Origin of the sequence: Burkholderia sp. JPY481, assembly GCF_038900515.1 — a bacterium.
Taxonomy (GTDB): Bacteria; Pseudomonadota; Gammaproteobacteria; order Burkholderiales; family Burkholderiaceae; genus Paraburkholderia; species Paraburkholderia youngii.
This window is the reverse complement of record NZ_JAYMRT010000007.1, coordinates 313,737-338,799: the sequence shown is the minus strand read 5'-3', so window position 1 is coordinate 338,799 and position 25,063 is coordinate 313,737. Positions and strand designations below refer to the sequence as shown.

Here is a 25,063-nt window from a genome sequence, read left to right as displayed (position 1 = left end):
GTCGGCGAAGCCGGAGCGTCAACCCCCCTTGCTTTTCTTGATCTGCGCTTCGAATGCGATGTCGAGCTTGCTGGCCTTGCGCGGTTTCTGCGGGCCGTACGCGTCGACGAACTTGACGAAGTCGTCGAGCGCCAGCGGGTCGGACACCTTCTTGTCGACCCCGCTCGATTTGTCGACCAGGTAGAACAGGCCGCCGGACAGGCTGATCGCGGCGAAGCGCGGGTTACCGGTGCGCGTTTTCAGGCGCTCGACGGCGTGGATGGCTCGGGTGGTGCGCATGATGGGGACTGCGGCTGCTGATTGTCGAGAGCGTTACTTTAACAATTTTGCTGACGGTGTGCGGTTGGCGCCAACGAATCAAAACACGCGATGAACCTCGACCCGCTCAGCGACGACAAGATCATCGAAAGCTGGCAGCGCAACGCGTCGCCGTGGACGAATGCGGTGCGCGCGGGTGAGATCGACAGCCGCCGACTGGTCACCGATCAGGCCGTGCTCGACGCGGTCCTTGCTTGCGACCCGGCCACGGTCCTCGACCTGGGTTGCGGAGAAGGCTGGCTCGCGCTTGCGCTTCAGCGCCACGGCATCCGGGTGACGGCGGTGGACGCGATTGCCGAGCTAGTGCGTGCCGCGACCGATGCCGGCGTGACTGACGCGAGAACGCTGTCGTATGAACAGATCGCGGCAGGCGGGCTAGAGCTGCGCGCCGACGTCGTCGTTTGCAATTTTTCGCTGCTCGGCAAGGAGTCGGTCGACGGACTGCTGCGTGCGATGCCGACGCTGCTCACACACCGTGGATCGCTGGTCATACAGACGCTGCATCCGCTCGTCGCATGCGGTGAACTGCCGTACGTGAATGGCTGGCGAGCGGGTGCGTGGGCGGGCTTCGGTGACGCATTCAGCGATGCCCCGCCGTGGTTCTTTCGGACCTTGCAAACGTGGGTCGAACTGCTGGCAACAAGCGGGCTGACCCTGCAGCAGATGCAAGAGCCGTTGCATCCGCGAACCGGCAAACCGGCGTCGGTGATTTTTCGCGCGCGAGCGACCGGCTAGCCGGCCGCCGCAGGTTACCGCGTCTCACGCAGATGTCCGCAACGGAGGCATGGCATGCAAGCATTCGTCGATCGTCCTGGCACGCTGTTCGTGGTACTGCTGGTCGCGTTCATCGGCGCGATCACGTTCGGCGCATTGGCGCTGCGACGCGTTTTCGCACTGAAGAGCGAGGAGCGCGAAGATTTCACGATCGTGGAGACGTCGACGTTGACGTTGCTCGCGCTGCTGATCGGCTTCAATCTGTCGATGGCGGTCAATCGCTACGACCAGCGCAAGAACCTGGAAGAAAACGAAGCGAACGCGATCGGAACCGAGTACGCCCGGGCCGATGTGGTCGCGCCGCCCATCGGCGCGCAGATGAAGGCTGAATTGACGCATTACGCGCAATTGAGACTCGCGCATTTTCAAACCCGAGATGCGCAGGACATCGCTCGCATCGAGGCAGACACAGCGAAGTCTCAGGCCGTACTTTGGCGCCTCGCGGCGCAGGTCGCGAAGGACCAGCCGACGCCGATCGGCGCGGTCGTGATGACCGGCATGAACGACGTCCTCAATTCGCAGGACTATTCCGAGGCGGCGCTGTTGAACCGGATTCCGCTGGGCGCGTGGACGCTGATGATCCTGATCGGACTATTTGCGTGCGTCGTGCAAGGTTATGGAGCGAGGGGCAGCGTTCGACGAGGCATCCTGATCATCGTGCTTCCCGTCACGGTTGCGCTGTCGCTGACGCTGATCGCGGACATCGACAGTCCGCGAGGCGGGATCATTCATATCGAGCCGCAAAACCTCGCGCGGCTGCTGAGATCGCTGGGGCAATGACGTCGCTCGGGCTTACTCGCTCAATTCGCGATGCAACGCCCGATACTCCTGCGCGAGCTTATGCCCCGGATCGAGATGAATGACGGGCGTCGCCAACTGATGCGACTCGCGGATCTTCACCGACGATGACAAGCGCGACCCCAGCACCGGCAAGCCTTCGCCGATCAGTTCGTCGACGAGCTTCTGCGGCAGGCTCGCGCGCGGCTGGAACTGGTTGATGACGATGCCTTCCACCTGCAGCGCGTCGTTGTGATCCTGCTGGATCTCCTTGACGTTTTCGAGCAGCGTGTAGAGCGCGCGACGCGAGAAGTCGTCGCAGTCGAACGGAATCAGACAACGCTCGACGGCAATCAGCGCCGAGCGCGTGTAGAAGTTCAGCGCGGGCGGCGTGTCGATGTAAATCGCGTCGTACATGTCGAGTTCGTTCAGCGCGTCGCGCAGCTTGTAGATCTTGTAGCGCGATTCGAGCTTGCCGTGCAGCGAGTCGAGGTCGGGATGGGCGGGCATCACGTCCAGATTCTCGAAGCGCGTCGGATGGATGTACGAGGTCGCTTCGACGGGCTTGAAGCTGAAGCCGAGCGCGGTTTCGAAGAAGCCTGCGACAGTGGGGTGGACTTCGCTCGCCTGCGGGCCGAGCAGATACTGGGTCGAATTCGCCTGGGCATCGAGGTCGATCACCAGCGTGCGCAGTCCTTCGCTCGCGCTGATGGCCGCCAGGTTGCAGACAATGGTCGATTTGCCTACGCCACCTTTCTGATTGAATACAACGCGCCGCATGGTCTCCCCTTGAACGGAAGCAGTTACAAAGGGCCCAGCATACCTGAGTCGCGTGACGGCGCTGATTTCGCTGCGTTGTTCGTGACCGTTCGACGCTTTACCGCGCGACCGCATCCACGAGGGCGGCCACACCGCTCACCGGCTTCATCACGTCGTCCGGCAGACCATGACGCTCGCGAAGATAGGCCGTCGAGTTGAACGACAGCCACGCGCGGCCGTCCGCGTCCTCCCAGACGAGCACCTTCAGGGGGAGATCGAGCGCCGCGGTCGGCGCGAGTTGCATCAAAGGTGTGCCGGCTTTGGGATTGCCGAAGATCAGGAGCCGGCTGAACGGCATCGCCAGTCCCGCGCGCGCAGCGTCGCCGCTGAAATCGATGCACGCGAAAACCGTCAGTCCGCGCTCCAGAATCAGGGTTTGCAGACGCTCGGCCGTTGCGCTGCCCGCGTGGGCGCTTGGAACGGTGACGATGCCAGTACTGGCGTTCTCTGCGATCGAAGCGGTAGCCATCTTGCCTCCCGTGCGCCAACGGTGACGCGAACCCATGCAGTGTAGGCGTTCGCCGGCGCGGTGTGGCCGATCGTGCGGAGGCGCCGGGCGGGCAGTTCTACCGAAAGGCGGAGCGTCATCGACGCCCCGCTGCCGGATTACTGGCTCAGATAAACGAACTTGCCATTCTTGATGGTGCCCATCACGCTAGCCCGCTGATCGAGACCGACGTGATCCTTCGGGCTCGTATTGACGACCCCGTTCGGCACCACCAGCTCATGCGCGTGCTCGAGTTCATCGCGCAACGCGACGCGAAACGCCGGCGTGCCCGGCTGCGCGGTCTTCAACGCGCGCGCGACGGCGTCCTGCAGGCGCGGGTACACGCCGGCCGCGTCGCCCGCGAACTGCGTGACGCTGCCGGGACCGTACTTCGCCTCGTACGCGTCGACGAACGCGAGCGCCGCCTTCTTCGACGGATGATCGGCCGGCAGCGTGCGCGCGACGACGACCGGCTGCGTCGGGAACAGCGTGCCTTCCACGTCCTTGCCGCCGAGCTTGATGAACTCCGGCGTCGCGATGCCATGCGTCTGATAGATCGGCCCCTTGTAGCCGCGCTCGATCAGCGTGCGCTGCGGCAGCACCGTCGGCGTGCCCGCGCCGGCGATTAGAATCGCGTCGGGCTTCGCGGCCATCAGCTTCAGGATCTGGCCGGTGACGCTCGCGTCGGTGCGGTTGTAGCGCTCGGTCGCGACCAGCTGGATATGACGCAGCGCCGCGAACTTGCTGAATTCGTTGAGCCAGCTTTCGCCGTAGCCGTCCGCGAAACCGATGAAGCCGACCGTTTTCACGTTGTGATTCGACATGTAGCGCGTCATCACGTCGGCCATGGCGCTATCGGTCTGCGCCATCTTGTAGGCCCAGACCTTCTTGCCTTCCTGCGGCTCGACGACGCTCGCCGAGCCGATCAGCGTGATCATCGGCGTCTGGCTGTCGGCGACCGGATCGAGCGCGGCCATTGCGGCCGGCGTGATGTTCGGCCCGACGACCACATCGACGTGGTCCTCGTTGATCAGCTTGCGGATGTTGCGCACCGCGTTGCCGGGGTCGGATGCGTCGTCGAGGAAGATGTAGTCGGCTTTCTGGCCGGCGATCGTCTGCGGCCACATCAGCATTGCGTTCTTGCTGGTGATGCCGATCACGGCGGCCGGCCCCGTGTTCGACAGATCGATGCCGACTTTCAGGTCGGCGTGCGCCGCGCCGGCGACGAGTAGCGCCGCGGCCCCGAGGCCGCGCAGGGTGTTGCGTACTTTATTGTTGTGCAACTTCATCAGAAGTGTCTCCGTAGCGAGAGAGCGGTATGGAAGCGGTATGAAAGCGGTTCAAAGCTCATAGGTCTCGTGTTCGCCCTTCAGCGCCTGCTCGATCAGCTTGCGGTTCAGGCTCGGCGACAGCAGCTCGACGAGCGTGTACACGTAGCTGCGCAGATACGCGCCCTGTTTCAGCGCGACGCGCGTCACGTTGCTGCCGAACAGATGGCCGACCGGCATCGCGCGCAAATGGCGGTCGCGCTCGCCGTTGAACGCGATGTCGGCCATGATGCCGATGCCGAGGCCCAGCTCAACGTAGGTCTTGATCACGTCGGCGTCGATCGCCTCGAGCACGATGTCCGGATGCAGCCCGCGCAGGCGGAACGCCTCGTTGATCTTGGTGCGGCCGGCGAACGCGTTGTCGTACGTAATCAGCGGGTACTGGGTCAGGTCGTCGAGCGACAGCAGCTTGCGGTCGAGCAGCGGATGGTCCGGCTGCATCACGGCGACGTGGTGCCACTGGAAGCAAGGTAGCGACACCAGATCCTTGTAGTTCGAGATCGCCTCGGTCGCGATTGCGAGGTCGGCCTGGTCGTGCAGCACCATTTCGGCGACCTGGGTCGGGCTGCCTTGCAGAATCGAAAGGTGGACCTTCGGGAAGCGCTTCTTGAACTCGGCGATCGCCGCCGGCAGCGAGTAGCGCGCCTGCGTGTGGGTCGCGGCGATCGTCAGGTTGCCCTGATCCTGCGCCGCGTAGTCCTTGCCGACCCGCTTCAGGCTTTCGACTTCCTGCAGAATTTTTTCGATCGATTGCAATATGATGCGGCCCGGCTCGGTCAGCGAGCGCACGCGCTTGCCGTGGCGGGTGAAGATTTCGACGCCGAGTTCGTCCTCCAGCTCGATGATCGCCTTCGAGACCCCCGGCTGACTCGTAAACAGGGCCTTGGCCGCTTCGGTGAGGTTGAAGTTCTGCCGCACAGCCTCGCGGACGAAGCGGAATTGGTGCAGGTTCATATATAACCTCGCCGCATATAAAAAGAATTTTTTAGTCGTTTGAAATATAAGGCGAGTTTATTACGATCTGTCCATCTTTTTCAATATGGATATCTGTATTTGTTATAAGCAAATGAGCGATGGGTCTAAACGCTTGCTTGCGGCAGCTGACAAACACGGATGTTCGAGCCGCAGCAGAACCGGAGCGCCGGCCGCCGGACTGCCGTGTGTCACGCAAGTTTCGAAAAAAATTGGGGTCCCCGAATGTACCAATACGATCAATACGACCAGACCATCGTCGATGAACGGGTCGCGCAGTACGCCGATCAGGTTCGCCGCCGCTTGTCGGGCGAATTGAGCGAAGAGGAGTTCCGTCCGCTGCGTCTGCAGAACGGCCTGTACTACCAGCGCCACGCGTACATGCACCGCATCGCGATTCCGTACGGCAACCTGCGCAGCGACCAGCTGCGCGTGCTCGCCCAGATCGCGCGTGAACACGACCGCGGCTACGGCCATTTCTCGACCCGCTCGAACATCCAGTACAACTGGATCAAGCTCGAAGAAACGCCGGAAATCCTGCGCAAGCTCGCTGCCGTGCAGATGCACGGCATTCAGACCTCGGGCAACTGCATCCGCAATATCACCGCCGATCAATTCGCCGGCGTCGCGCCCGACGAAGTGGTCGATCCACGTCCGTGGGCCGAAATTCTGCGTCAGTGGTCGACGTTCCACCCGGAATTCGCGTGGCTGCCGCGTAAGTTCAAGATCGCCGTGTCCGGTTCGAAGGAAGACCGCGCGGCCGTGCAGATCCACGACATGGGCGTGTATCTGAAGAAGAACGCGCAAGGCGAACTGGTGGTCGACATTCTGGCGGGCGGCGGTTTGGGCCGTACGCCGATCGTCGGCGCGATCATCCGCCGCGATCTGCCGTGGCAGCATCTGCTGACCTACAGCGAAGCCGTGCTGCGTGTGTACAACCGCTACGGCCGCCGCGACAACATGTACAAGGCGCGGATCAAGATCCTGGTGAAGGCGCTGTCGCCGGAGAAGTTCTCCGCGCAGGTCGAGGAAGAGTGGCAGCACCTGAAGGACGGCCCGTCGACGCTGACGCAAGCCGAAGTCGATCGCGTGTCGCAGTACTTTGCGCCGCCCGCTTACGACAAGCTGCCGGATACCGATGCGTCGTTCGAAAAGCATCTGCTGGAAAACCGCGCGTTCGCGCGCTGGGTCGAGCGCAACGTGCGTCCGCACAAGGTCGCGGGCTATGCGTCGGTCACGCTGTCGCTGAAGCCGACCACGGTCGCGCCGGGCGACGCGACGGACGCGCAGATGGAAGCGGTCGCCGACTGGGCCGACGAATACTCGTTCGGCCAGATCCGCGTGTCGCACGAACAGAACCTGATCCTCGCCGACGTGAAGAAGCGCGACCTGTTCGCGCTGTGGGAAAAGGCCAAGGCGCAGGGTTTCGCGACGCCGAACATCGGCTTGTTGACCGACATCATCTCGTGCCCGGGCGGTGACTTCTGCTCGCTCGCGAATGCGAAGTCGATCCCGATCGCGCTCGCGATCCAGGAACGTTTCAACGATCTGGACTACGTGTACGACCTCGGCGACGTGTCGCTGAACATCTCGGGCTGCATCAACGCGTGTGGTCACCACCACGTCGGCAACATCGGCATTCTGGGCGTCGACAAGGACGGCTCCGAGTGGTACCAGGTGACGCTCGGCGGCGAGCAGGGTACGGGCGCGACCGGCGCTCACCTTGGCCGCGTGATCGGCCCGTCGTTCTCGGCCGAGGAAATGCCCGACGTGATAACGAAGGTGATCGATACGTTCGTGGACAACCGCCAGGAAGGCGAGCGTTTCATCGATACGTACACCCGCATCGGCATCGCGCCGTTCAAGGAGCGCGTGTACGCCGCGCGTCAACCGGCTCACGCGTAACCGCGCAAAGGATACTGAACAGATGGCTTCTATCATCAAGAACCGCGACATCGTCAACGACGACTGGAGCGTCGTGCGTGCCGCGGAAGACGGCGCTTTGCCGGCGGTGAGCGAACTGCCGGCCGGCAAGGTCATCGTGCCGCTGGTGCTGTGGCAGGCCGAGCGTGAAGCGCTGATCGCCGCGCGCGGCGCCACCGAAATCGGCGTGTGGCTCGCGCCGGATAGCGAACCGGCGGACATCGCCGGCGACTTCGACAAACTCGCGCTGATCGCCGTGGACTTCCCGGTGTTCCGCGACGGCCGCGGCTACAGCATCGGCCGTCTGCTGCGCGAGCGCTATGGCTACAAGGGCGAGCTGCGCGCGATTGGCGACGTGCTGCGCGACCAGGTCAGGCTGATGTTCCGCTGCGGCTTCGACGCGTTCGCGGTGCGCGCGGACAAGGACATCAACGACGCGCTGAAGGCGTTCGACGACTTCACCGTGCAGTACCAGGGCGCCGTCGATGACCCGTCGCCGCTGTTCCGCCGCCGTGCCGCCCAGGCTGGCGCCGGCAAGGTGCCGGCATGAACACCGCCCAATCGTTGAGCCCGGAGCTGGCAGCGAAGGTCGAGCGACTCGACGCGCTGCTCGACTCGATCGCCGCGCGCCACGCGAACGTGAAGCTCGCGAGCAGCCTTGCCGCCGAAGACATGCTGCTCACGCACGCAATCCTGTCGCGCGGCGTGCAGATCGGCATCTTCTCGCTGAACACCGGCCGTCTGCATGCGGAAACGCTCGGCATGCTCGATCGCGTGAAAGAGCGCTACGGTTACGACATCGAGCAGTTTCATCCGCAGGCGGCCGCGGTCGAGCAGTACGTGGGCGAACACGGCCTGAACGCGTTTTACGAAAGCGTCGAGCTGCGCAAGCGCTGCTGCGAGATCCGCAAGGTCGAGCCGCTCAATCGCGCGCTCGCCGACGTCAGCGCGTGGGTGACCGGGCAGCGCCGCGAGCAGTCGGTCACGCGTGCTGAACTGCACGAGGAAGAGCACGACGGCGCGCGCAACATCGCCAAGTTCAACCCGCTCGCGGACTGGACCGAAGCCGAAGTCTGGGATTATCTGAAGGCGTTCGATGTGCCGGTCAATCCGCTGCATGCGCGCGGTTATCCGAGCATCGGCTGCGAGCCGTGTACGCGTGCGATCCGCCCCGGCGAAGACAGCCGGGCGGGGCGCTGGTGGTGGGAGTCGCGCGATACGAAGGAATGCGGCTTGCATATCACGGCGATTACCCCGATTGCGGTCGAACGCAACGAAAACGCGCCGGCCTGAGCGCCGCGCACGAGCTTGCGGTCGACCGCCGCCGAAACCGATCTGAATACTTCCGTCCGCACGCATGCGCTTGCCGGGCGAACCAACGAAGGACCCGCTATGAGCACCACGCTCGATTCCGCTGTCAACGCTCCGCTTGCCAACACGGTCAACCGGATGGATCACCTCGATTGGCTCGAAGCCGAGTCGATTCACATCCTGCGCGAACTGGTCGCCGAGTGCAGCAAGCCGGCGCTGCTGTTTTCGGGCGGCAAGGATTCCGTCGTGGTGCTCGCGCTCGCACTGAAGGCGTTCGGCCTCGGCGCGAACCGCAAGACCCAGCTGCCGTTCCCGCTCGTGCATATCGACACCGGTCATAACTATGACGAAGTGATCGACTTCCGCGATCGTCGCGCGCAGGAGATCGGCGCGGAACTGGTGGTCGGCCATGTCGAAGATTCGATCAAGCGCGGCACCGTGCGTCTGCGTCGCGAAACGGATTCGCGCAATGCCGCGCAGGCGGTCACGCTGCTCGAAACGATCGAGCAATACGGCTATACCGCGATGATCGGCGGCGCGCGCCGCGACGAAGAAAAGGCCCGCGCGAAAGAGCGCATCTTCTCGTTCCGCGACGAATTCGGCCAGTGGGACCCGAAGGCGCAGCGCCCGGAACTGTGGAGCCTGTACAACGCGCGTCTGCACAACGGCGAACACATGCGCGTGTTCCCGATCTCGAACTGGACCGAGCTCGACGTTTGGCAGTACATCGCGCGCGAACAGCTCGAACTGCCGTCGATCTACTACGCGCACCAGCGCGAGATCGTGCGCCGCAATGGCCTGCTCGTGCCGGTCACGCCGCTCACGCCGATGCGCGAAGGCGAGACGAGCGAACAGGCGCTCGTGCGTTTCCGTACGGTCGGCGACATCAGCTGCACGTGCCCGGTCGAAAGCGACGCGGACGACATCGAGAAGATCATCGCCGAGACCGCCGTTACGGAAATCACGGAACGCGGCGCGACGCGGATGGACGATCAGGTCTCTGAAGCGGCGATGGAACAGCGCAAGAAGCAGGGTTATTTCTAAGCACACGACGAGGGTAACGTAACCATGAGCAGTATTCATCAACCAGAAGACCTCGGCGTGCTGCGTTTCATCACCGCGGGCAGCGTCGACGATGGCAAGAGCACGCTGATCGGCCGCCTGCTGTACGACAGCAAGGCCGTATTGAGCGACCAGCTCTCGGCGCTGTCGCGCGCGAAGAACAAGCGCACCGTCGGCGACGAGATCGATCTGTCGCTCCTGACCGACGGCCTCGAAGCCGAGCGCGAGCAGGGCATCACGATCGACGTCGCGTATCGCTACTTCGCGACCGCCAGGCGCAAGTTCATCATCGCCGATACGCCGGGGCACGAGCAGTACACGCGCAACATGGTGACGGGTGCCTCGACCGCGCATGCGGCGATCATCCTCGTCGACGCGACGCGCGTGACGTTCGAGAACGGCGTCGCGCAACTGCTGCCGCAAACCAAGCGTCATAGCGCGATCGTCAAGCTGCTCGGTCTGCAGCACGTGATCGTCGCGATCAACAAGATGGACCTCGTCGACTACAGCGAAGCGCGCTTCAACGAGATCCGCGACGCGTATGTCGAGCTCGCGCGTCACCTCGGTCTCGAGGACGTGCGCTTCGTGCCGGTGTCGGCGCTGAAGGGCGACAACATCGTCACGGCCAGCGAGCGGATGCCGTGGTACGCGGGCCAGCCGCTGCTCGACGTGCTCGAAGCGCTGCCCGTCGAAACCGCGAGCGGCGAGGCGCTGCGCTTTCCGGTGCAGTGGGTCGCGCGCCAGGACGGCAGCCAGGCCGACGATTTCCGCGGCTACATGGGCCGCGTCGAATCGGGCGAAGTGAAGCTCGGTGACACGATCGTCGTGCTGCCGGCCAATCGCGAAGCGACCGTGGCCGAGATCATCGCGCCGGTGGTCGGCGGCACCGCGCAGGTGGACCGCGCGTTCGCCGGTCAGACGGTGACGATCCGCCTCGCGGAAGACGTCGACGTGTCGCGCGGCGACACCTTCGTGCTGCGCGCAGCGGCGCCGGAGCCGGCAAAGAAGCTCGAAGCGGACCTGTGCTGGTTCGACGACACGCCGCTGTCGACGCAACGCAAGTATCTGCTGAAGCAGACCACCAACACGGTGTTCGCGAAGATCGGCGCGATCAAGGAAGTGCTCGACGTGCATACGCTGTCGCAGGCGACCGATCGCAAGGAACTGGCGATGAACGACATCGGTCGTGTCGCGCTGACCTTGCAGAAGCCGCTCGTGTGCGACGCATACGACGCGCATCAGGGCACGGGCGCGTTCGTGCTGATCGACGAGGCGACGAACCACACCGTCGCGGCCGGCATGATCCGGGCGTTTTCCGCCTGAGTTCGGGATAGGCCGGTAGGTAACGGAAGGGCCAGGCGGGCGGCGCAACGCGCCGCCTGCGTTCGCTCCAACGAACAGGTTGAGGTCAATGGGTAAGGTTTATCTGATCGGCGCGGGACCCGGTGCCGCGGACCTGATTACGGTACGCGGCGCGCGGCTGCTCGGCGCCGCCGATGTGGTGCTGCACGACGCGCTGGTCGAGCCGGCGATGCTCGACTACGCGCCCGCGCACGCAAAGCGCATCGCGGTCGGCAAGCGCTGCGGCCAGCTATCGACGGCCCAGCAGTTCATCAACAAGCAGATCGTCGATGCGGCATTGGAGCACGGCGTGGTCGTGCGTCTGAAGGGCGGCGATCCGATGCTGTTCGGCCGCGCCGACGAAGAGATGCGCGCGCTGGAAGCCGCGGGCATCGAGTATGAAGTGGTGCCGGGCATTACCGCCGCACTGGCGAGCGCGGCCACGCTGAAGCGTTCGCTGACGTTGCGCGGCGTGTCGCGCAGCGTCGCGCTCGCGACGTTCAGCCGCGCACCCGGTTCTGACGAGATTCGCGAGCAGGTCAACGCCGATTCACTGGTGTTCTACATGGGCCGCGACAGCGGTGTTGAGATCGCGCAGCAACTGATCGACGCCGGCAAGCCCGCGGCTACGCCCGTGGCGATCGTCGAGGCGTGCAGCACGCCGCGCGAACGCATGCTGACGCTGACACTGGAAGATCTGGCTGCGGGAGAAGCGCAGCGCTGGGTCGATGCGTCGCAGCCGAGTCTGTTGATGATCGGCGAGGCATTCGCGGCGCGGCAGACCGAGGCAAAGCGCTCGTCGAACGGGATGCTGGTCGCGGCCTGAAGGTCCCCGGCAGGGCCGGCCTGACAGCGGCGAATCTGAGCAAGCAGAACGAAAAAATCAGAGTTGCCGCAAGCAATACTGCGCGAGCGCATCCAGCACCGAATCATCCTCACCGGCCGCCACCGCGCAGCGAATCTCGACACCGGGATGCGCGGCGCGGCATTGCTCGACGAGCGCGGGCAAATCCTGGCGCACATGTCCGCCTTGCCCGAAGAACACCGGCACCACGGTGATCGCGGCGCAGCCTTGCGCAACGAGTTGTGTGACGGCCGTCGGCAGGCTGGGTTCCATCAGTTCCAGAAAGGCAAGCGTAACCGCCTGCGCTTCGCCCGTCGCCGCGCGCGCGGTGCGCAGCTTGTCGGCGAGCCGCTCGAACGGCTCGCGCCAGCGCGCATCGCGTGCGCCGTGGCCAAACAGAATCAGTCCGTGCGTAGCCATCGCGTCAGCTCCTGACGATGCCCTTCAACGCCCTCTGGCGTTGCGAGTTAGTGCCGGTCGACCCACTTCAACCCGACGAGCCCGAGCACCAGGTAAATGAGCCCCGGCGTCGCCGCAGTCAATGGCGCAGGCCACGTATTGAGCGTGCCGATGTGCGAGAACAGCGTGTTGAACAGCTGGAAGCTCATGCCGAGCATGATGCCGCCGAACACCTTCATGCCGACCACGCCCGCGCGCGTATGCAGATACGCGAACGGCAGCGACAGCACCAGCATCACGAACACCGCGAACGGATACAGTACCTTTTTCCACAGCGCGATTTCATAGCGCTGCGTGTCCTGATGGTTTTCGGTCAGATGCTGGATATAGCGGAACAGATTGAACATCGACATGCGGTCCGGCGACACCAGCAGCACCGACAGAATCTGCGGCGTCAGCTCAGAGCGCAGCGAATACTCGGGCAGCGTGACCTGGTTGGCGCGATACACCGGATTGAGCGCATCGGCCGGCGTGCCGGGAACTCGGGCCACGTCGAGCAGTTGCGTGTCGGTCACGCCGGTCAGCAGCCAGTGACCCGGCGGTTGATACCGGCCGCTCTGCGCGATGCGGATGTTCGACAGACGGAACTTCGAATCGAACTCGTAGATGCGCACGTTGCTGATCGTCGCGTCGGGTCTGAGTTCGCCGACGTTGACGAAGCGCGTGACCTGCTCGCCGTCGGCGCGCTCGGTCAGCGTGTCCTTGACCCACACGCCCGACTGGAAGTTGCTCGACACCGACGAGCCGAGCGCCTCGAGCCGCACGCGCTCGGACAGCTGGTCCGTGTACGGCCCGACCACTTCGCCGATCAGATAGGTGACGATCACGAGCGGAATGCCGATCTTCAGCAGCGAGCGCAGCGCCCGGTTGGTGGCGAGACCGGACACGCGGAAGATCGTGTACTCGGAGTTGGCCGCCATCTGCGCGAACACGTAGATCGCGCTGATCAGCGCCGCGACCGGAATGATTTCATAGAAACGCGACGGCGTTTGCAGCGCGACGCGCAGCACCGCGTACTGAAACTTGTAGTTGCCGTGGCCGACCGAGTTCAGTTCGTTGATCAGATCGAAAAAGAAGAACAGACCTGAAAATGCAAACAGGATGAAGACGAACGTGAGATAGATCTGACGCGCGAAATACCTTTCATAAATGCGCATCGGTCAGGCTCCCTGCGAACGGCTGAACATGGCGCGCGTGAACAGCGGCCGGTTGCGCACCCGCATCCAGAAGATGAACGCGACGATGCCGAGCACGATCACGTGCAGGATCACGAGCCCGATGCCGAACGACATCTTGCCCTGCTCGATCCACGCCTGCACGACGTTCAGCAAATTCGAATAGGTGAGGTAGATCAACACGGCCATCACGAGGTTGATCGTACGGCTGCGCCGCGGGTTCTGGTGCGCGAGCGGAATCGCGAGCAGCATCAGGTTGATCGCGATCAACGGCAGACCCGCGCGCCACGCAAATTCGGCGAGGTTCTCGTTGGTCGGATTGCGCAGCAGCGTCATTGTCGGCAAGCCGGTGGTGGTCGGTGTATTGACGACCGGCTGGCTCTGGATCTTCACGCCGTAGCGCTCGAACTCCATGATGCGGAAATCGGGGTGGCCCGGCTCGCCGTCGTAGCGGCGGCCGTTTTCCAGCACGACGAAGCGGTCGCCGTTCTTGTGCGTCTCGATGTGGCCGTTCTTCGACACCACGACGTTGACCTTGCCGCCCTCGGTGCTCGTCACGAACACGTTTTCCACGTGCCCCTGGTCGGGCGACATCTTCTCGATGAAGAACACGCGGTGTGTGGTCGGGGATTCGCGGAACTGCCCGGGAGCCAGCAGCGAGACCTCGTCGCGCTGCTGGAAGCGCGCGCGGATCAGCTTGCTCTGCTGGTTCGACCACGGCCAGCCGACGAACACGAAGAACATGATCAGGATGATGATCGGCGTGGCGAAGATGCCGATCGGCTTGATGAATTGCGTGAGACTGACGCCCGAAGATAGCCACACGACCATCTCGGAGTCCTTGTACCAGCGTGTGAGCACGAACAGGATCGACACGAACAGCGTCGCGACGAGCATGATGGCCAGATAGCCGATCACGGTGAGGCCGATCAGGACCAGCACGTCGCGCGGATCGATCTCACCCGAGGCCGCGAAGCCGACGATGCGGATCATCATCGTCGTCAGCACGAGCGTGAGGAGAACCATGAACACGGCGCCAGCCGTGTACGCGAGCTCGCGCTGGAGGGAGCGTTCAAAGATCATTATTGATGACGAGAGGGGGCGCTCACGGCGACGCGGGGGTTCGTTCCCGTCACGCCTCCGGTGCAGCCGCCGCGGGAAAAATAGCGGATAATTGCGGCTTTCATCCTAAGCCCAGATTTTATCCGAGGACAAGCGCGATGGACTTTAGCATAAAAGCCTGTGATTGGACCAAAGGCTCGACGAACGGTTTCCTCACCGGGAAATCCGATTGCATCGTGATCGGTGTGTTCGAGTCGCAAACGCTGTCGGGCGCCGCGCTGGAGATCGACGCGGCCACCAAGGGCCTGCTCACGCGCATCATCAAGGCGGGCGACATGGACGGCAAGGCGGGTACCACGCTGTTCCTGCACGAAGTGTCGGGCATCGGCGCGTCGCGCGTGCTGCTCGTCGGCCTCGGCAAACAGGATGCTTTCAGTCAGAAAGCCTACGGCGAGGCGGTCCGCGCTGCCTGGCGCGCGCTGCTCGGCACGAAGATCGTGCAGGTCACTTTCACGCTGGCGCAACTGCCGGTGCTCGAACGCACGGCCGACTGGTGCGTGCGCGCCGCGATCCTCGCGCTGCGCGAGCTGACCTACCGCTTCACGCAGATGAAGAGCAAGGCGGAGAACACGCCGCGCGCGTTGAAGCGCGTCGTGATCAGCGTCAACACCGGCGACGAGAAGGCCGCCAAGCTGGCCGCCAAGCAGGGCGCCGCGCTTGCGAACGGCATGGACCTGACGCGCGACCTCGGCAATCTGCCGAGCAACGTCTGCACGCCGACCTACATTGCGAACACCGCGAAGAAGCTCGCGAAAGACTGGAAGCTGAAGGTCGAGGTGCTCGGCGAGAAGCAGTGCGAAGCGCTGAAGATGGGATCGTTCCTGTCGGTTACCGCGGGCGCGGTCGAACCGGCGCAGTTCATCGTGCTGCAGTACCAGGGCGGCGCCGCGAAGGCCGCGCCGGTCGTGCTGGTCGGCAAGGGCGTCACGTTCGACACGGGCGGCATCTCGCTGAAGCCGGGCGAGGGCATGGACGAGATGAAGTACGACATGTGCGGCGCGGGCTCGGTGCTCGGCACGCTGCGCGCGGTCGCCGAAATGGGGCTGAAGATCAACGTGGTCGGCATCATCCCGGCCGTCGAGAACATGCCGTCGGGCACGGCCACCAAGCCGGGCGACATCGTCACCAGCATGAAGGGCATCACGATCGAAGTGCTGAACACCGACGCCGAGGGCCGCCTGATTCTGTGTGACGCGCTCACCTACGCGGAGCGCTTCAAGCCGGCCGCGGTGATCGACATCGCGACGCTGACGGGCGCCTGCATCATCGCGCTCGGCCATCACAACAGCGGCCTGTTCTCGAAGGACGACGCGCTCGCGGGCGAACTGCTCGACGCATCGCGCGAAGCGGCCGACCCAGCCTGGCGCCTGCCGCTCGACGACGAGTACCAGGATCAGCTGAAGTCGAATTTCGCCGACGTCGCGAACATCGGCGGGCGTCCGGCGGGCAGCGTGACGGCTGCGTGCTTCCTGTCGCGCTTCACCGATTCGTACCCGTGGGCGCATCTCGACATCGCCGGCACCGCGTGGAAGAGCGGCGCGGCGAAGGGTGCGACGGGTCGTCCGGTGCCGCTGCTCGCGCAGTTCCTGATCGACCGCGCCGGCCAATGACGCAGTGCGGTAAGTGCGCACACGGCGCGCGGCAAGCGGGGCGGAGCGGCCGATGACGAGAATCGACTTTCACTCGAACGTCGGCGATTCGCTGCTGTACGCGTGCCGCCTCGCGCGCAAGGCATATCTGGCGGGCCAGCCGCTCGTCGTGCTGGCCGAGCCTGCGCGCCTGCGCGCGTTCGACGAAATGCTGTGGACCTTCTCGCCGCTCGACTTCGTGCCGCACTGCATGGCGGGCACGCCGCTTGCCGCCGATACACCCGTCGTGCTGGCCACGAATCTCGACGACGTGCCGCATCATCAGGTGCTGCTCAATCTGGGCGCAACGGTGCCAGCGCAGTTTGCGCGCTTTGAAAGATTGCTCGAAGTGGTCGGTAACGCACACGAGGAACTCGCTGCGGGCCGCGAGCGCTATCGCTTCTATCGCGATCGCGGCTATGCTTTGAACAACTACAAGCAGGGCGGCTAATTCGTTCCGCTCTCGCGTCATGGCCGCGAGGAGCGCGGCATGCGGACCGCCAGCCCTGGCTTCGACTCAAACACGGAGAGCGCACGTGTCCGATCCCAACGACAATTCGATCCCGATCCTGAACGAGGTCATCGTGCCGGGCCGCGCGCGCGAAACGCGCGACGCGTCGGCCGATGCGGCCGCACCCGCGCCCCAGGGCACCAAGCCCGCAGCCCCAGCCGCCGCGCAGCCGGCGGCGCGCGAGCCGGGATTGCGCACCGAGCCCGCGTTCGCGCCGCCGGCCGCACATCCGGCCGAACCGACGCTGGCGCCCGAGCCCGTGCTCGCGCCGCAGCCCGTGCCCACACCCGAGCAACTGAGTTCGCCGGAGCCGGTTCTCGCGCCGCAGCCGGCGCAGACGGAACTTCATCAGCCGCACGTGGCCGATCACACGCACGCGAGAAAGCAGGCCCGGCCGCATCACGGCATTCATGCGCGACATGGGCATGAGGAGTTGCATGAAGGCCTGCATGAGGACGTGGCCGAGGTGTCGGCCGGCGTGTTCGATCGCACCGAGCCCTTCATACCGCTCGAAGCCGGCGCGACCGTGCCGCCGGATCTCGAGGAGGGCGCGCACGAAGCCGCCCCCGCTCAGCTCCCATTCGACGCCGACGCGCTCGCCGAACGTTTGCATGGACGCTTCCAGCGTTTTCTGACGGGCGAGGGGCGCGGCATCATCGAGGCGCGCTGCCGCGACGCAGTGCAGCAGCACACGAGCCTGCTCGTGAGTCAGATCACGCGCGAGGTCGCGCAGACGCTCGAAGCCGAGATGACCGATTGGGTACGTGAAGCGGTGGAAGAAGAAATCGCGCGGCGCTCGCGTTGAGGCCGCGGCGACACGAGAGGTCCGTTATTTGAGCGTCAGCACCCAGGCCGCCAGCGTGGCCGCCTGATCGGGCGTCAGCTGCGTGTTCGCGGGCATCGGCACGGTTCCCCATGCACCGGTGCTGCCATCGAGGATCTTGTGCTTCAGATAGGTCGCGGCGTCGTCGCGCCCCGCATACCGGATAGCGACGTCGTGCAGCGCCGGCCCCATGAACGGGCGGTTGACCGAGTGGCAGCTCATGCAGTTCTTCTGCTGGGCGAGCGCAAGGCCGGCTGCTTCGGCGTTGGCTGCGGGACTGGCGGCGCTCAATGCGGCGGCGAGCGCAACAGAAGCTGCTACGGCTGCGTACGACATCGATTTCATTATGGTCTCCGCCAGTGCAGATGCCCGGCTCGTGGTGCACGCATTATAAGAGCAAAGGGGCGCACGGATTTTCGTGCGCCCCTTGCGCTTTTGCGTGGCGTGGCGGCGGGTTCGTCCAGCGAAGCGGGCGCGCCGGCCCGTAGTATTAACCCGTCACCGCCCCCCGATTCGCCGGTAGCGCGAGCGCGAAATACTTCGCCAACACGCCGCGGGTGTAGCGCGGCTTCGGCGCCTGCCATGCGGCGCGGCGGCGCTGCAACTCGGCGTCGTCGATGTTCAATTGCAGCAGCAGCCGGTGTGCGTCGATCGTGATCGAATCGCCTTCCTGCACGAGCGCGATCGTGCCGCCGACGAACGCCTCCGGCGCGACGTGCCCGACCACCATGCCCCACGTGCCCCCCGAGAAGCGGCCGTCGGTGATCAGTCCGACCGACTCGCCGAGCCCCTTGCCGATGATCGCCGAGGTCGGCGCAAGCATTTCCGGCATACCGGGGCCGCCCTTCGGGCCCAGATAGCGCAGCACCACGACATCGCCGGCGACGATCCTGTCGGCGAGGATCGCTTCGAGCGCGCTCTGCTCGTCGTCGAATACGCGCGCCGGACCTGTGATGACCGGGTTCTTCAGCCCGGTGATCTTGGCGACCGCGCCGTCTTCGGCGAGATTGCCCTTCAGGATCGCGAGGTGGCCTTCCGCGTACAGCGCCTGGTCGACGGGGAAGATCACCTGCTGATCGCTGCGCGGTTTGCCGGGTACGTCCTTCAGTTCCTCGGCGAGCGTTTTGCCGGTGATCGTCATGCAATCGCCATGCAGAAGCCCGGCATCGAGCAGAATCTTCAGCACCTGCGGAATGCCGCCCGCCTTGTGCAGATCGGTGGCGACATACTGGCCCGACGGTTTCAGGTTGCAGATCACCGGCACTTTCTTGCGCATGCGCTCGAAGTCCTCGATCGTCCATTCGACCTCGGCCGCGTGTGCGATCGCCAGATAGTGCAGCACCGCGTTGGTCGAGCCGCCGGTCGCCATGATCAGCGCGACCGCGTTCTCGATCGACTTCTTCGTGATGATGTCGCGCGGCTTCAGATCCTTTTTCACCGCCTCGACGAGTACGCGCGCCGATTCGGCGGCCGAATCGACCTTCTCCTGATCCGGGTTCGCCATCGTCGACGAATACAGTAGCGACATGCCGAGCGCCTCGAACGACGAGCTCATCGTATTGGCCGTGTACATGCCGCCGCACGAACCGGTCGACGGACACGCGTTCTTCTCGATGCCCTCGAAGTCCTCCTGCGACATGCGGCCCGCCGTGAATTCGCCGACCGCCTCGAACGACGACACGATCGTCAGATCGGTGCCTTTCCAGTTGCCCGGCCGGATCGTGCCGCCATACACGTAGATGCCCGGCACGTTCATGCGCGCGAGGCCGATCATGCCGCCCGGCATGTTCTTGTCGCAGCCGCCGATCACGACCACGCCGTCCATCCATTGCCCCTGCACGCAAGTCTCGATGCAGTCGGCAATCACCTCGCGCGACACCAGCGAGTACTTCATGCCTTCGGTGCCCATCGACATGCCGTCGGAGATCGTCGGCGTGCCGAAAGTCTGCGGATTCGCGTCGGCGCGCTTGATCGCGGTGACGGCCGCGTCGGCGAGGCGCTGCAGGCCGGCGTTGCATGGCGTGATCGTCGAGTGGCCGTTGGCGACGCCGATCATCGGTTTGTCGAAATCCTCCTTCTGGTAGCCGAGCGCGTAGTACATCGAGCGATTCGGGGAACGCGCGATGCCTTGCGTGATGTTCTTTGAACGACGGTTGTAGGCCATGGGGAACTCCAAGTCTGGCTGTTCTGATGAATGCGCGCGACGGCGTCCGCGCGCGCATCCGTTCAGTGTAGTTCCGCCAGACCGTGCAAACAGGCGGTTTTGCGTGACCGGCGTCGCGTGTATTATTCGCGGCTGTTTAGGTCGTAAAATATATTAATCATGCTGCCGACGATTCCCGATCTGCGCCAGTTGCGCTATTTCGTCACCGTCGCCGAGGAAAAGCACTTCGGGCGCGCGGCCGCGCGTCTGTCGATGACGCAGCCGCCGCTGTCGCAGGCGATCCGCGCGCTGGAGGAGACGCTCGGCGTTGAGCTGTTCGCGCGCACCAAGCGTTCGGTCGAGCTGACCGCAGTCGGCGCCGATCTGCTGCCCGAGGTGCAGCGGCTGCTCGCGGCCGCGGAAGGGTTGAGGCCGCTCGCGCAGAGCCTCGCGCGCGGCGAGGCGGGCGTGCTGTCGCTCGCATTCGTGTCGACCGCGGATTACGGCCTGCTGCCTCTGCTGTTGCGCGATTTCGGCGCGCGGCATCCACGCGTGCGGCTCGAGCTGACCGAGGCGACCAGCGACGTGCAGGTGGACGAACTGGTAGCCGGGCGTATCGACGCGGGTCTGGTGATCGCGCCGTTGCCGTCGCGGCATGCGGCGCAGCTGTCGTGGCTGCCGATCGCGCGTGAGCCGCTGGTGATCGCGATGTCGACGGAGATGGCGCAACGCTTGCAAGGCAGCGTGAACAAAAACGGCAAGGGCAAGCCAAAAGAAGACCCCGCCGCCGAATGGCTCGACACGCCCGTCAGCCTGCGCGATCTCGGCGACGCGCCGCTCGTGATCTTCCCAAGACGTCTCGCGCCAGGCTTTTATGACATCATTATGGATTGCTACGGCGTCGCGGGCCTCGCGCCGCGGATCGGCCAGGAGGCGATCCAGATGCAGACCATCGTGAGTCTCGTGTCGGCCGGCATGGGCGTCGCACTGGTGCCGCAATCGTTGCGTAACCTGCGGCGCACGGGCGTCGTCTACCGGCCGTTGTCCGAGTCGGTGCCCGCGATCGAAACGGGACTCGTCTGGCGCACCGACGAGGTCAGCCCGGTGCTGGCGGGCTTCATCGAGATCGTGCGCGCCCATGCGGCGAGCGTGGCGTCGCGTGTCTAGATCCCGCTTCTGGTCCCTGTAAAACTGCTTTCGAACCTGAACTGCCCATAACTACACGATGCTCATTCACCCGAATTTCGACCCTGTCGCCATCCATCTGGGGCCGCTCGCCGTGCGCTGGTATGGCTTGATGTACCTCGTCGCGTTCGTCGCGGCGATCGTGGTCGCCCGGCTGCGGCTGCGGCTGCCGTACGTCGCCGCGCAAGGCTGGACCGCGAAGGACATCGACGACATGCTGTTCTTCGGCGTGTTGGGCACGATCCTCGGCGGCCGGCTCGGCTATGTGCTGTTCTACAAGGCGAGCTTCTATTTCGCGCATCCGCTCGACATCTTCAAGGTGTGGGAAGGCGGCATGTCGTTTCACGGCGGCTTTCTCGGCGTCACCATCGCGATGATGCTGTTCGCGTATCAGCGCAAGCGCTCGTGGTTGCAGGTCACCGATTTCGTCGCGCCGATGGTGCCCACGGGCCTCGCGGCGGGACGCCTCGGCAACTTCATCAACGGCGAGCTGTGGGGCCGCGTGACCGATCCGGCCGCGCCGTGGGCGATGCTGTTCCCGGGCGCCGCGTCCGACGACGCCAACTGGCTCGCCGCGCATCCGCAACTGGCCGCGCAATGGCATCTGAACGAAGTGTTTGCGCAATATCACATGCTGCCGCGGCATCCGTCGGAGCTGTACGAGATCGCGCTCGAAGGCGTGGCGCTGTTTTTCGTGTTGATCTTTTTCTCGCGCAAGCCCAAGCCGCTCGGCGCGATTTCCGCGATGTTCCTGATCGGCTATGGCCTCGCGCGCTTCACGGTCGAATTCGCGCGCGAGCCGGACGATTTCCTCGGCCTGCTCGCGATGGGTCTGTCAATGGGTCAATGGCTGTCGCTGCCGATGATCCTCGCGGGCATCGGCCTGATGGTGTGGGCGTATCGCCGGGGACGCCGCGAGCCGGCGCAGGCGGTTGGCGCGAACTGAGCTGCGCCCGGCTAGCGCAGCGAACGCTGCATGAAAAAACGCCACGGCATCGATGGATGCCGTGGCGTTTCTCTTTGGGGCGCAGACTGAGGCGCTGAAGTTCGCGCGTGCGCGTCACTTCATCTGCACCGACCCCGACACGTTGACCGTCACCGTCGACGTACCGCCTTCGAGCGGCATCGGCGCGCTCTTCGCGTCGGCGCCCATCGCGCGTGCGCTCATCATCATCATCGGACGCGGCATCGCGCCGCTGTGATTCACGTTGACCTCGCGGATCGAATAGCCGCTAAAGCCGAAGGCCTGCGAGGACGCCGCGGCCTGCTCGCGAAACGATTTGATTGCCTCGCCGCTGAGCCGCTGTTCGGCCGCGCGTTGCGCTTCCGGCGACAGCGAGAAACGCACGTTGCCCACCTGCATGATCGATGCCATCTGTCCGGCGAGCTTCGAGGCCGCGGCGAAGTCGCGCGATTCGAGCACGACTTCGGTGCGGCCGCGCCACGCCGAGATACGTCCGTCGCGGTCCGTCGACGGGAAGATCGAGAACGCACCCGAGCGTGCAGTCACGCCGGCCACGCCGCGCGCCTTCTGCAATGCGGCGTCGGCGCGCTGGTTCAGCGTCGACGTCAACGCGGACGGCTCGCTCGCTTCCTGCTCGTAAAACAGCGTGATTTCGACTTCGTCCTGCGGGACTTCCGCGCTCGCCTGCGCATTCAGCGACAGCACGCCCGAAGGCTGCGGCATCATGGTCTGCGCGCGAGCGGGCGCAGGGTTCAGCGCGAGCGCCACAGGCGCGCCAAAGGCGAGCGCGAGTGCGAGGGCCCGTGCGGTTTTTGTCGTCATGGCTGGAATCCTTGTTTGAACAGGTTGTGCACGTTCGACGCGTGCGCCGAGTGATGACGCGATGGCGGCGCGCGGTTTGACGGAAGCGCTAGCGAATGGATCGGGGTGCCGTCGAACGGTTGATTCGAGCTCGCGCTTTCGTCGACCGATTAGGCGCGTTTTATTGACGCTTGGTTCCCCAATTAGTGTTTCGCCGCCGCATCGGGAATGATGGCCTGGACGCGATCACGACACGTGCCGCGTCGCGCATTTGCCCTTAAACCAGCTGTTTAGTGATGAAGCGCCATTCGGCGTCGGTCACCGGTGTGATCGACAGACGGTTGCCTTTGGCGAGCACGCGCATGTCCTGCAATTCGGCATGTTCGCGCAGCGCGGCCAGCGGAATCAATGGGATTTTCTTCTTGAAGACGACGTCGACGAGCATCCAGCGCGGCGTTTCCGGCGACGATTTCGCGTCGTAGTATGGACTCTTTTTATCGAACTGCGTCGGATCCGGATACGCGGTCGACGAGACTTCCGCGATGCCCGCGATGCCGGGCTCCGGACAGCTCGAATGGTAGAAGAGCACGCCGTCGCCGACCTGCATCACGTCTCGCATGAAGTTGCGCGCCTGATAGTTGCGCACGCCGGTCCACGGCAAGGTGCGATGCGGTGCGTTGGCGAGGTCGTCGATGCTTGCTTCGTCCGGTTCGGACTTCATCAGCCAGTAGCGCATGAATCGGAGTGAGCGTGTGAGATTGAACGAGGCGCCAACAACAGGCGCGTGCGGAAAAGCCCCTGAAACAGGCACTCAAACGAAAAAACGACGACCAAAGAAAAACGGCATCGAACCGAAGTCCGATGCCGTTCCAGATAAGGTCCCCGCCTTAGCCGCTAGGCCGGCATCCTGAACCGAGGGTTCAGAATTGGTCGCAGTTAGCAACACTTCGGGTACATCAGACAGAGTGACGCGCACACCCGTGCTACAAATTTCCGCAACCGTGCACATGGCATTGGTTCAAGGAATATATGACCTTGGCGAACCAGGCAGGGAAGCTAAACAGATGAAGCTACAACACAAACCGTTGAACAAGTGACCGGTTCGAAACCGGCCTGCTATTGAGTCAACTACTGCTTACTGCATGCTGTACTGCTCAATCACAGTACCTAATTGTTCGTTCATTTGCTGCATTGTACGCCGGATTTCTTCAGCAGGAAATGCTTCTCCGTGTCGCACGCTGCTTTGCAGCTTAAGCAGTTCCGATGCCAGCGACAGCGCCGCCATCACCGCGATGCGATCGGTGCCGCGCACATTGCTGCCGCTGCGGATTTTCTTCATCTCGGCGTCGACGCGCGCGACCGCCTCGAGCAGCGCGCCTTCCGTTTCAGGCGAACAGGCGAGACGGTAGGGTACTTCGAGAATCGATACTTCGATCTGCTTGGTGGTCATGCGCTTTCTCCGTGTCGGCTCACGTCGCTTGCCGCTTCCTCGTGTTCGGGCTGGGCGGACTCGAGCAGATCGAGCTGGTTATCCGGTTCGCTGCTCGCGCGTGCGCGCGGCAATTTTTCGAGAATCGCATTCAGGCGCACCTGAGCGTCGTCGATCTTGGCGGACAGCGCGTCGCGTTCAGCTTGCAGTGCGTCGCGCTCGGCACGCAATTGCGCGAGTTCTGCGTGCGTGGCTTGTACTTCCGCACGCGTTTGCGCGAGCTGCTCTTCGAGCGCGATCCGCGCTTCATTGTGGCGCTGGCTGATCGCAATCAGCTTGCCGATGTTCTGGGAGAGTGATTCGAGTTCGGTGAGCATGTGCTGCGTCCTCTAAAGACATCGCATTTTAGCGCGGAATATTACAGGTTCCGACAATTGTCTCGTTTCGAGACGTAACAGCATCGCTTCGTGCAGGTTCGTTGCGAGTCGTGTCGTCGACCATAAGATAAAAGACCGGCAATCCATCGGACAATAACCTGCATTCGACAGAACGGATTGCGCTCCGGTTGGCGTTTCTTGACGCCCCGCGAAGCCGCTCCTACACTTCCCGCACTCTGGTGCCCGCGCGCGCTTTTCGGCGCGCGCAGTTAAACGGGAAGCAGGGCGCGCGCGGTGCCAAACCGGATGCGCGAACCTGCGCTGCCCCCGCAACGGTAAACGACCGCATGTGATGTGCTCATGCAGGTCGGTCCTGGTCGCAAGGTTGGAAGTTCAATCTGCGAGTGTGCCACTGCGCGTCACGCGTGGGAAGGCGGGATCGATGTGTCGTAGCCCGGATACCGGCCAGAAAAGAGGGACGTCCCCCGCG

General features: G+C 64.1%; 27 protein-coding genes, 1 other RNA gene and 1 riboswitch. Of the genes, 13 read left to right on the top strand and 15 right to left on the bottom strand.

From position 1 onward, the window contains the following. Positions 1-18: 18 nt before the first annotated feature. Positions 19-279, bottom strand: a complete 261-nt coding sequence (locus VSR82_RS19705) for a hypothetical protein (RefSeq protein WP_368586650.1) — start codon at positions 277-279, stop codon at positions 19-21. A 90-nt stretch (positions 280-369) separates the two neighbouring features. Between VSR82_RS19705 and VSR82_RS19700 the strand changes: the two genes are divergently transcribed. After that, positions 370-1,053, top strand: coding sequence for a class I SAM-dependent methyltransferase (locus VSR82_RS19700; protein ID WP_429460660.1), 684 nt, complete (start codon positions 370-372; stop codon positions 1,051-1,053). Between the two features lie 54 nt (positions 1,054-1,107). Further along, positions 1,108-1,872 carry a bestrophin-like domain gene (locus tag VSR82_RS19695; RefSeq protein WP_410849661.1) on the top strand — a complete coding sequence of 255 codons (765 nt, stop codon included), beginning with the start codon at positions 1,108-1,110 and terminating at the stop codon, positions 1,870-1,872. A gap of 12 nt (positions 1,873-1,884) precedes the next feature. Here VSR82_RS19695 and VSR82_RS19690 read toward each other — a convergent pair whose 3' ends face one another. The 4 genes from VSR82_RS19690 to VSR82_RS19675 form a co-directional block, all read right to left on the bottom strand. After that, positions 1,885-2,649, bottom strand: a complete 765-nt coding sequence (locus VSR82_RS19690; RefSeq protein WP_368586653.1) for a ParA family protein — start codon at positions 2,647-2,649, stop codon at positions 1,885-1,887. Positions 2,650-2,746: 97 nt separating this feature from the next. Beyond that, positions 2,747-3,157, bottom strand: a complete 411-nt coding sequence (locus VSR82_RS19685) for a DUF302 domain-containing protein (protein ID WP_429460658.1) — start codon at positions 3,155-3,157, stop codon at positions 2,747-2,749. A 137-nt stretch (positions 3,158-3,294) separates the two neighbouring features. After that, on the bottom strand, positions 3,295-4,464 hold the full coding sequence (locus VSR82_RS19680; protein ID WP_429460656.1) for an ABC transporter substrate-binding protein: 1,170 nt from the start codon (positions 4,462-4,464) through the stop codon (positions 3,295-3,297). A 51-nt stretch (positions 4,465-4,515) separates the two neighbouring features. Beyond that, a complete protein-coding gene (locus VSR82_RS19675) occupies positions 4,516-5,457 on the bottom strand; it encodes a CysB family HTH-type transcriptional regulator (protein WP_368586656.1) in 942 nt (313 codons plus the stop codon). 243 nt (positions 5,458-5,700) lie between these two features. Between VSR82_RS19675 and VSR82_RS19670 the strand changes: the two genes are divergently transcribed. The 6 genes from VSR82_RS19670 (at position 5,701) to cobA (ending at position 11,938) form a co-directional block, all read left to right on the top strand. Then, complete coding sequence (locus tag VSR82_RS19670; RefSeq protein ID WP_429460652.1) at positions 5,701-7,380, top strand: nitrite/sulfite reductase; 1,680 nt, start codon at positions 5,701-5,703, stop codon at positions 7,378-7,380. A gap of 22 nt (positions 7,381-7,402) precedes the next feature. After that, a complete protein-coding gene (locus VSR82_RS19665; protein ID WP_429460650.1) occupies positions 7,403-7,948 on the top strand; it encodes a DUF934 domain-containing protein in 546 nt (181 codons plus the stop codon). Further along, a complete protein-coding gene (locus tag VSR82_RS19660; RefSeq protein WP_429460648.1) occupies positions 7,945-8,691 on the top strand; it encodes a phosphoadenylyl-sulfate reductase in 747 nt (248 codons plus the stop codon). The genes VSR82_RS19665 and VSR82_RS19660 overlap by 4 nt, the downstream gene beginning before the upstream one ends. Positions 8,692-8,790: 99 nt before the next feature. Next, positions 8,791-9,753: a sulfate adenylyltransferase subunit CysD gene (cysD, locus tag VSR82_RS19655; RefSeq protein WP_013088683.1), complete on the top strand. Its 963-nt coding sequence runs from the start codon at positions 8,791-8,793 to the stop codon at positions 9,751-9,753. A gap of 24 nt (positions 9,754-9,777) precedes the next feature. Beyond that, the gene (locus VSR82_RS19650) at positions 9,778-11,094 is read left to right on the top strand and encodes a sulfate adenylyltransferase subunit 1 (protein ID WP_429460645.1); all 1,317 of its coding nucleotides are present in this window, start codon (positions 9,778-9,780) and stop codon (positions 11,092-11,094) included. Between the two features lie 88 nt (positions 11,095-11,182). Then, complete coding sequence (gene cobA, locus VSR82_RS19645) at positions 11,183-11,938, top strand: uroporphyrinogen-III C-methyltransferase (RefSeq protein ID WP_368586660.1); 756 nt, start codon at positions 11,183-11,185, stop codon at positions 11,936-11,938. Positions 11,939-11,995: 57 nt separating this feature from the next. Here the strand turns inward: cobA and VSR82_RS19640 are convergent, their stop codons facing one another. Genes VSR82_RS19640 through lptF form a run of 3 tightly spaced genes read right to left on the bottom strand, consistent with a single transcriptional unit; the run spans position 11,996 to position 14,673 of the window. Next, a complete protein-coding gene (locus VSR82_RS19640) occupies positions 11,996-12,376 on the bottom strand; it encodes a sirohydrochlorin chelatase (RefSeq protein ID WP_368586661.1) in 381 nt (126 codons plus the stop codon). A gap of 47 nt (positions 12,377-12,423) precedes the next feature. Then, the gene (gene lptG / locus VSR82_RS19635; RefSeq protein WP_368586662.1) at positions 12,424-13,572 is read right to left on the bottom strand and encodes an LPS export ABC transporter permease LptG; all 1,149 of its coding nucleotides are present in this window, start codon (positions 13,570-13,572) and stop codon (positions 12,424-12,426) included. A 3-nt stretch (positions 13,573-13,575) separates the two neighbouring features. Further along, on the bottom strand, positions 13,576-14,673 hold the full coding sequence (gene lptF, locus VSR82_RS19630; RefSeq protein ID WP_368586663.1) for an LPS export ABC transporter permease LptF: 1,098 nt from the start codon (positions 14,671-14,673) through the stop codon (positions 13,576-13,578). 137 nt (positions 14,674-14,810) lie between these two features. On the opposite strand from lptF, the gene VSR82_RS19625 reads away from it, so the two are divergent. The 3 genes from VSR82_RS19625 (at position 14,811) to VSR82_RS19615 (ending at position 17,656) form a co-directional block, all read left to right on the top strand. Further along, positions 14,811-16,322 (top strand): leucyl aminopeptidase, encoded by a 1,512-nt coding sequence (locus VSR82_RS19625; protein WP_368586664.1) that lies wholly within the window; start codon positions 14,811-14,813, stop codon positions 16,320-16,322. A gap of 52 nt (positions 16,323-16,374) precedes the next feature. Beyond that, positions 16,375-16,791, top strand: coding sequence for a DNA polymerase III subunit chi (locus VSR82_RS19620; RefSeq protein ID WP_027196963.1), 417 nt, complete (start codon positions 16,375-16,377; stop codon positions 16,789-16,791). Between the two features lie 85 nt (positions 16,792-16,876). Next, the gene (locus tag VSR82_RS19615; protein ID WP_429460641.1) at positions 16,877-17,656 is read left to right on the top strand and encodes a DUF2486 family protein; all 780 of its coding nucleotides are present in this window, start codon (positions 16,877-16,879) and stop codon (positions 17,654-17,656) included. Positions 17,657-17,680: 24 nt separating this feature from the next. Here the strand turns inward: VSR82_RS19615 and VSR82_RS19610 are convergent, their stop codons facing one another. Together VSR82_RS19610 and ilvD are read right to left on the bottom strand one after the other, a co-directional pair. Then, the gene (locus VSR82_RS19610) at positions 17,681-18,019 is read right to left on the bottom strand and encodes a c-type cytochrome (protein WP_429460639.1); all 339 of its coding nucleotides are present in this window, start codon (positions 18,017-18,019) and stop codon (positions 17,681-17,683) included. A gap of 145 nt (positions 18,020-18,164) precedes the next feature. Further along, positions 18,165-19,838, bottom strand: a complete 1,674-nt coding sequence (gene ilvD, locus VSR82_RS19605; protein WP_368586667.1) for a dihydroxy-acid dehydratase — start codon at positions 19,836-19,838, stop codon at positions 18,165-18,167. Between the two features lie 159 nt (positions 19,839-19,997). On the opposite strand from ilvD, the gene VSR82_RS19600 reads away from it, so the two are divergent. Together VSR82_RS19600 and lgt are read left to right on the top strand one after the other, a co-directional pair. Next, positions 19,998-20,984: a LysR family transcriptional regulator gene (locus VSR82_RS19600; RefSeq protein WP_368586668.1), complete on the top strand. Its 987-nt coding sequence runs from the start codon at positions 19,998-20,000 to the stop codon at positions 20,982-20,984. Positions 20,985-21,042: 58 nt separating this feature from the next. Beyond that, positions 21,043-21,948: a prolipoprotein diacylglyceryl transferase gene (gene lgt / locus VSR82_RS19595; RefSeq protein WP_429460637.1), complete on the top strand. Its 906-nt coding sequence runs from the start codon at positions 21,043-21,045 to the stop codon at positions 21,946-21,948. Positions 21,949-22,062: 114 nt separating this feature from the next. On the opposite strand, the gene VSR82_RS19590 is transcribed toward lgt, so the two are convergent. From VSR82_RS19590 to VSR82_RS19570, 5 genes are all read right to left on the bottom strand, one after another. Continuing rightward, positions 22,063-22,788 (bottom strand): SIMPL domain-containing protein, encoded by a 726-nt coding sequence (locus tag VSR82_RS19590; RefSeq protein ID WP_410849671.1) that lies wholly within the window; start codon positions 22,786-22,788, stop codon positions 22,063-22,065. A gap of 256 nt (positions 22,789-23,044) precedes the next feature. Next, positions 23,045-23,503, bottom strand: a complete 459-nt coding sequence (locus VSR82_RS19585) for an EVE domain-containing protein (protein WP_176121144.1) — start codon at positions 23,501-23,503, stop codon at positions 23,045-23,047. 139 nt (positions 23,504-23,642) lie between these two features. Further along, positions 23,643-23,824: non-coding RNA, 6S RNA (gene ssrS, locus VSR82_RS19580), on the bottom strand. A gap of 78 nt (positions 23,825-23,902) precedes the next feature. Continuing rightward, positions 23,903-24,217, bottom strand: coding sequence for a cell division protein ZapA (locus tag VSR82_RS19575; protein WP_013088698.1), 315 nt, complete (start codon positions 24,215-24,217; stop codon positions 23,903-23,905). Then, the gene (locus VSR82_RS19570) at positions 24,214-24,573 is read right to left on the bottom strand and encodes an ATPase (protein WP_368586670.1); all 360 of its coding nucleotides are present in this window, start codon (positions 24,571-24,573) and stop codon (positions 24,214-24,216) included. Before VSR82_RS19570 ends, VSR82_RS19575 begins: the two co-directional genes overlap by 4 nt. 220 nt (positions 24,574-24,793) lie before the next feature. After that, a riboswitch (cobalamin riboswitch) is annotated at positions 24,794-25,057 on the top strand. Positions 25,058-25,063 lie beyond the last annotated feature (6 nt).

Excerpts from the sequence above, each read along its gene's own strand:
- VSR82_RS19665 (WP_429460650.1), top strand. The coding sequence starts at position 7,403 with ATGGCTTCTATCATCAAGAACCGCGACATCGTCAACGACGACTGGAGC.
- VSR82_RS19585 (WP_176121144.1), bottom strand. The coding sequence starts at position 23,503 with ATGCGCTACTGGCTGATGAAGTCCGAACCGGACGAAGCAAGCATCGAC.
- VSR82_RS19640 (WP_368586661.1), bottom strand. The coding sequence starts at position 12,376 with ATGGCTACGCACGGACTGATTCTGTTTGGCCACGGCGCACGCGATGCG.
- cysD (WP_013088683.1), top strand. The coding sequence starts at position 8,791 with ATGAGCACCACGCTCGATTCCGCTGTCAACGCTCCGCTTGCCAACACG.
- VSR82_RS19610 (WP_429460639.1), bottom strand. The coding sequence starts at position 18,019 with ATGAAATCGATGTCGTACGCAGCCGTAGCAGCTTCTGTTGCGCTCGCC.
- VSR82_RS19680 (WP_429460656.1), bottom strand. The coding sequence starts at position 4,464 with ATGAAGTTGCACAACAATAAAGTACGCAACACCCTGCGCGGCCTCGGG.
- VSR82_RS19570 (WP_368586670.1), bottom strand. The coding sequence starts at position 24,573 with ATGCTCACCGAACTCGAATCACTCTCCCAGAACATCGGCAAGCTGATT.
- VSR82_RS19575 (WP_013088698.1), bottom strand. The coding sequence starts at position 24,217 with ATGACCACCAAGCAGATCGAAGTATCGATTCTCGAAGTACCCTACCGT.
- VSR82_RS19695 (WP_410849661.1), top strand. The coding sequence starts at position 1,108 with ATGCAAGCATTCGTCGATCGTCCTGGCACGCTGTTCGTGGTACTGCTG.
- ilvD (WP_368586667.1), bottom strand. The coding sequence starts at position 19,838 with ATGGCCTACAACCGTCGTTCAAAGAACATCACGCAAGGCATCGCGCGT.
- cobA (WP_368586660.1), top strand. The coding sequence starts at position 11,183 with ATGGGTAAGGTTTATCTGATCGGCGCGGGACCCGGTGCCGCGGACCTG.
- VSR82_RS19705 (WP_368586650.1), bottom strand. The coding sequence starts at position 279 with ATGCGCACCACCCGAGCCATCCACGCCGTCGAGCGCCTGAAAACGCGC.
- VSR82_RS19600 (WP_368586668.1), top strand. The coding sequence starts at position 19,998 with ATGCTGCCGACGATTCCCGATCTGCGCCAGTTGCGCTATTTCGTCACC.
- lptF (WP_368586663.1), bottom strand. The coding sequence starts at position 14,673 with ATGATCTTTGAACGCTCCCTCCAGCGCGAGCTCGCGTACACGGCTGGC.
- lptG (WP_368586662.1), bottom strand. The coding sequence starts at position 13,572 with ATGCGCATTTATGAAAGGTATTTCGCGCGTCAGATCTATCTCACGTTC.
- VSR82_RS19685 (WP_429460658.1), bottom strand. The coding sequence starts at position 3,157 with ATGGCTACCGCTTCGATCGCAGAGAACGCCAGTACTGGCATCGTCACC.
- VSR82_RS19650 (WP_429460645.1), top strand. The coding sequence starts at position 9,778 with ATGAGCAGTATTCATCAACCAGAAGACCTCGGCGTGCTGCGTTTCATC.
- VSR82_RS19620 (WP_027196963.1), top strand. The coding sequence starts at position 16,375 with ATGACGAGAATCGACTTTCACTCGAACGTCGGCGATTCGCTGCTGTAC.
- VSR82_RS19670 (WP_429460652.1), top strand. The coding sequence starts at position 5,701 with ATGTACCAATACGATCAATACGACCAGACCATCGTCGATGAACGGGTC.
- VSR82_RS19690 (WP_368586653.1), bottom strand. The coding sequence starts at position 2,649 with ATGCGGCGCGTTGTATTCAATCAGAAAGGTGGCGTAGGCAAATCGACC.
- VSR82_RS19700 (WP_429460660.1), top strand. The coding sequence starts at position 370 with ATGAACCTCGACCCGCTCAGCGACGACAAGATCATCGAAAGCTGGCAG.
- VSR82_RS19675 (WP_368586656.1), bottom strand. The coding sequence starts at position 5,457 with ATGAACCTGCACCAATTCCGCTTCGTCCGCGAGGCTGTGCGGCAGAAC.
- VSR82_RS19660 (WP_429460648.1), top strand. The coding sequence starts at position 7,945 with ATGAACACCGCCCAATCGTTGAGCCCGGAGCTGGCAGCGAAGGTCGAG.
- VSR82_RS19590 (WP_410849671.1), bottom strand. The coding sequence starts at position 22,788 with ATGACGACAAAAACCGCACGGGCCCTCGCACTCGCGCTCGCCTTTGGC.
- VSR82_RS19625 (WP_368586664.1), top strand. The coding sequence starts at position 14,811 with ATGGACTTTAGCATAAAAGCCTGTGATTGGACCAAAGGCTCGACGAAC.
- lgt (WP_429460637.1), top strand. The coding sequence starts at position 21,043 with ATGCTCATTCACCCGAATTTCGACCCTGTCGCCATCCATCTGGGGCCG.